The organism is Kosmotoga sp., from assembly GCF_982836095.1.
This window is the reverse complement of sequence record NZ_CEYIHJ010000046.1, coordinates 5867-10762: the sequence shown is the minus strand read 5'-3', so window position 1 is coordinate 10762 and position 4896 is coordinate 5867. Positions and strand designations below refer to the sequence as shown.

At 41.3% G+C, this 4896-nt stretch carries 4 protein-coding genes; 1 reads left to right on the top strand and 3 read right to left on the bottom strand.

The genetic code is table 11. The annotated features are described in order from the left end of the window. A partial coding sequence (locus tag AC3LHT_RS04670) for a methylmalonyl-CoA mutase family protein (RefSeq protein ID WP_488662116.1) occupies positions 1–758 on the bottom strand: 758 nt, incomplete at its 3' end. A gap of 233 nt (positions 759–991) precedes the next feature. On the opposite strand from AC3LHT_RS04670, the gene AC3LHT_RS04665 reads away from it, so the two are divergent. Then, the gene (locus AC3LHT_RS04665; protein WP_488662115.1) at positions 992–2341 is read left to right on the top strand and encodes a hypothetical protein; all 1350 of its coding nucleotides are present in this window, start codon (positions 992–994) and stop codon (positions 2339–2341) included. 142 nt (positions 2342–2483) lie between these two features. Here AC3LHT_RS04665 and cysS read toward each other — a convergent pair whose 3' ends face one another. Next, on the bottom strand, positions 2484–3857 hold the full coding sequence (cysS, locus tag AC3LHT_RS04660) for a cysteine--tRNA ligase (protein WP_488662120.1): 1374 nt from the start codon (positions 3855–3857) through the stop codon (positions 2484–2486). After that, positions 3854–4896 (bottom strand): glutamate--tRNA ligase (gene gltX, locus AC3LHT_RS04655; protein ID WP_488662114.1); only part of this gene is annotated, 1043 nt, incomplete at its 5' end. The genes gltX and cysS, both read right to left, overlap by 4 nt.

The following is a 4896-nucleotide window of genomic DNA, read 5'->3' as shown; positions in this document are numbered from 1 at the left end:
ACGGCATTTGCTCCCGCCTCTCTTATATGATAACCACTTATGCTTATGGTATTGAATTCAGGTAGGTTCTTGGAACAATATTCAAATATATTGGTTATGATTCGCATGGAAGGATCAGGCGGAAAAATATATGTTCCCCTGGCAATGTATTCTTTGAGGATATCGTTTTGAATCGTTCCCTTTAGTTTTTCAGGTGGAACTCCTTGCTTTTCAGCAACGGCAATGTACATAGCCAAAAGTATAGCGGCTGTTGAATTAATGGTCATAGAGGTGCTTACTTTGTCCAAAGGGATTTCGTCAAAAAGAATTTCCATGTCTTTCAAAGAATCGATTGCAACACCAACTTTTCCCACTTCCCCTTCTGCCATAGGGTCATCTGAGTCGTAACCGATTTGAGTCGGCAAATCAAAAGCTATTGACAATCCTGTCTGTCCCTGCGACAGGAGATATCTGTATCGCTTATTGGATTCTTCCGCTGTTCCAAATCCGGCGTATTGCCTCATGGTCCAAAAACGCCCACGATACATGGTAGGCTGAACCCCTCTAGTAAAAGGATATTCACCCGGGAAACCCAACTGGTTGATATAATCAAATCCGGAAATGTCTAAAGGCGTGTAAACTTGCTTAATCTCGGTACCCGAAGATGCTTCAAAACGTTTTTTTCGCTCTGGAAAGCGTTTTAGAACAGGGTTCAACACTCTTTCTTTCCATCTTGCTTCTGAGGACTTCAGACTTTCCATTAACTCCTTCTCTCCCATTTTCATCCCTCCTAACGCATCCTGTTACAAACCTAAATCATAAATGGGTTTTAGTCAACGGGCTGGCGAAACTATTATCATGGAATATTACAATTTTACGCCAACTCTTCTTTGATTTTCCCTCGTATCGACTGTTTATTGGAAACTATCAGTCAGTCTGTTAAAATTTTTCTGAACGGGAAAGATTTATAGCCTGTCATAATATAGAATAGAAATGGTTGGAGGTGGTTCTATTGAAAAGGGGTATTGTATTTTTTCTGTTTTTTTTGGTAGCTATTACTACTTTAGCTTCAGTTGAAGAGCTTGCTGCAAAAATTCCTTCCTCAGCTTTGAATGTTCTTCTAATTGAAGACCTCAAAGGTAACTATGAAAAGCTGAAGGGAACAACTCTCGGTGATGTGCTCATAAACCAGCTGGCACTTGATCAGATTGCAGCACAGTATATCGAAATGGCTGCTTACAACAACGGTCAGGATCCCCAAACTATTTACAGTGCTTTTTCGGCCGATCTCGCCGTGGCTACTTGGAATACGGAATCGGGTGCAAAAAACATCGTGATTCTTGGTCCTATTGACAAAGCCGAAAATGCAAAGAAAGCAATTGAAAGTGTTCTTCCCCAATTTCTTCCTGAAAATTTCAGTTTGAAAATCGTCACCGATGGAAAATATCTTTACGTAGGCGATGTAGATGCGTACTCCACCGTGAAAAAAGGTTATCAGGTTTCTAATATCATCAGCGATTTTCCAAATGGATTCATGTATCTGGTAGGTGGCGATGAGGAATTTGACCAAAAGGCTGTTCTTTACTTCGAGGATGGTTTCTTGAAAGGTGAAGGTACATTATCAGCTAAAACGCCTGAGTCTGCCGAAAAGCTCCGCTCTCTTTTTGGAAGCGCTTCCGTTAAAGAGCTGGAGGCTAATCCAAGATTTTCTTTCGCAGCACTATCTTTAAAAACACGTTCCATAGCTGACGCAGAGGGCATATTGAGCGATCGGTTCAATCTTTCTCTTACTACAAGCACTATTCCAGCACTATCTAAAGACTTTTTCGACAAAATTTCCAGCAAACTCACAGGCGAGCTTCTCGTTGATGTCGAGCTCGATGTAGATGCACTTTTGAATAGCTTTATGAGTATGCAAATGGGTGATGACACTACTGATGAGAGCGAGACTGCACCTGCGCCTCTCCCTCTGAAACTGATTAGCAAAATAGGGTTTAATGGGAGTTATGATGAGCTTCTCTCTCTGATGAAAGAAGCAGATATCGCATATACGGTTGAAGAAGATACCGTAAAAACCGAGCAAGACCTATATATATGGGTTGACAATGGATATATCATTTCCAGTTTAGCTAATAAAGTTGAAACAGATAGCTGGCTTCAACAAATGACTCCCCTAAAAGATAATGCCCTGTTTGCACAGTTTTCCAAAGAGGTTCCTGTTGACCATTCTTTCTCCCTCTTTATAAATGCCGGTACCGTTCTGGGTGCAATGATGGGTTCAGAAGTAGAAAGTGGAATTGCGTTTTTTTCATGGTATTCATATGACGACAATGCATTAAAGGGGAAATTCATAATGAAATGAAAAAAGCCCCGGAAGCTTTAGCGGAGCGTCGGGGCAATGAACGTCTCGCAACAAAATTATACCATCTTAAAGGTTAGATAGTCAAGTGTATACTAATAAAAAGAGTCACCCTTTACGGATGACTCTTTTGCTTGTTACGAGATCAGAATGACCATTTAGTACCACTAGGGGTGTCCATCAGCTTTATGCCAAGGCTCATTAACCTATCTCTTATTTCGTCTGATTTTTTGTAGTTCTTTTCCTTCCTAAACTGATCTCTGAGATCTATGAGTATTTTCACAAGACCATCAATATCAAAGTGTCCGCTTTCTGGAAAGTCAAATATTCCCAATACTGGTCCAAACTCGTTTCTAACAAGATGAAAAGCTTCCAACCTTCGCAACTTCTCAGAAGCGTTGGCGACTTCGTTTATCATTTCAAAAATCAGCGCGAGTGCTTTCGGAGTGTTGAAATCGTCGTCGAGATATGTCTTAAACTCGGTTATTTTCTCGCTTACCCAGGGGGTTTTCTTGGCGAAAGGCTGTTTTTCTCCCAGGCTTTGTTCAAAGTCATCTAATATTTGATTTCCTCTTGTAACAGCTATCTTTGCTTCTTGGAGCAGATCTTCTGAATAATCAATTGGCGACCGATAGTGTTTTGAAAACACGAAATAACGTATGGCATCTTTTCCATATTTTTTCACAGCTTCTTTTATTGTTATAAAATTCCCCATCGATTTAGACATTTTTGAGCCAGCGAACCTCATCATGCCATTGTGCATCCAGTATCTAGCAAAGGGCTTTCCATATCTCGCCTCCGACTGGGCCCTTTCGTTTTCATGATGGGGAAATATCAGGTCTGACCCTCCCGCATGGATATCAAAGGTCTTCCCAAGAATGCAGGTAGACATGACCGAACATTCAATATGCCAGCCAGGCCTTCCTTTCCCCCAGGGACTTTCCCAATAGGGTTCATTTTCCTTTGCGGCTTTCCACAGTGTAAAGTCTTCCGGTGCTCTTTTCTTTTCGCCAGGTTGTATTCTGGCTCCCGCAATGAGTTCTTCCAGCTTTCTTCCAGAAAGCCTGCCATAATCGTCAAAACTTGAAACGTCAAAATAAACATCACCCTCGGAAATGTAAGCGTAACCCTTTGCAATAAGATCTTCGATGAAGTCGATTATTTCATCAACATAATGTGTTGTTCTCGGGTGAAAATTGGCTGGCCTTATACCCAAAGCCATAGAATCCTTCCAGTACTGGATGATATAACGCTCGGCTATTTCCAGTGAATCCACACCCTCTTCATTGGCTTTGATAATGATTTTGTCGTCTATATCCGTGAAATTCTGGGCGAGTGTAACTTTGTAGCCGCAATATTCAAGATATCTCCTGAAAGCATCAAAAGTAATAGCTGGTCTACTGTTTCCAAGATGAACAAAGTTGTACACCGTGGGTCCACAGACATAAATTTTTACCTCGCCGGAATTTATTGGAATAAATTCTTCTTTTTTTCCCGTGAGGGTATTCGTTATTTTCAGCACAGATTGCCCACCGCCCTATCTATCCTATCTGTAACTTTATTTTTTCCAAGCAAAAAGAGAATCTCAACGAGTTCTGGCCCTTCATCCATACCCGTGAGGACCTTTCTGAAGGTCTGATAGAAGAGCTTCCTGTCTGGTTTGATCTCTTTTACCGCATTTTTAACAATATCTACAACTGCCTTATGGTCCCAAACATCGAGTTCTTCAAGATGCTCTCTGATTTTTTTCAAAACAAGTACTACCTGTTTCTCTTCTTCCGTTTTCACAGGCAATTCGATAATTTCAGGCCCTTTGAAATAGACTTCGAGTTTTTCTGGAATCTCTTCAATGGTTTCAACGCTTTTTCGCACAGAATCTACGGCTTTCCTAAGCCACTTTATATTTGCCTTAGCCTGTTCCTCTGTCATATAACCCTTTTCGACTATATAGGGAATTGCCAGCTCTGTAACTCTTTCCAGATTCACCTGGCGGATGTAAACGCCGTTCATCCAACGAGCTTTGGTGACATCAAAAACGGCAGGGCTTGAGTGAAGCCTCTCAATCGAGAACTCCCTGATCATCTCATCGATAGACATTATTTCCTTCCCTTCAGGGTGGGACCAGCCTAACAGGACGAGATAGTTTATAAAGGCTTCAGGAAGAAATCCCTTGTCACGGAATTCTTCCACAGAAGTTGCTCCGTGCCTTTTGCTGAGTTTTTTTCCATCAGGACCAAGTATCATTGACACATGTGCGAATTTTGGTGGTACAATTCCAAAAGCTTCATAAAGAGCCAGCTGCTTCAGTGTATTGGAAAGATGATCATCACCTCTGATCACATGAGTTATCTCCATTGATATGTCATCTATAACGACGGCAAAATTGTAAATTGGCAAACCGTTGGATCTCATAATGGCAAAATCGCCCAGCGAACCTTCTTTGAAAACAACTTCGCCTTTTACCAAATCTATAAAGGCATATTCCTTTCTCGGCATCTTAAAAAAGACAGCGGGAGTCAGACCTTTTTCTTTAAAAGCCCTACGCCTTTCTGGAGTAT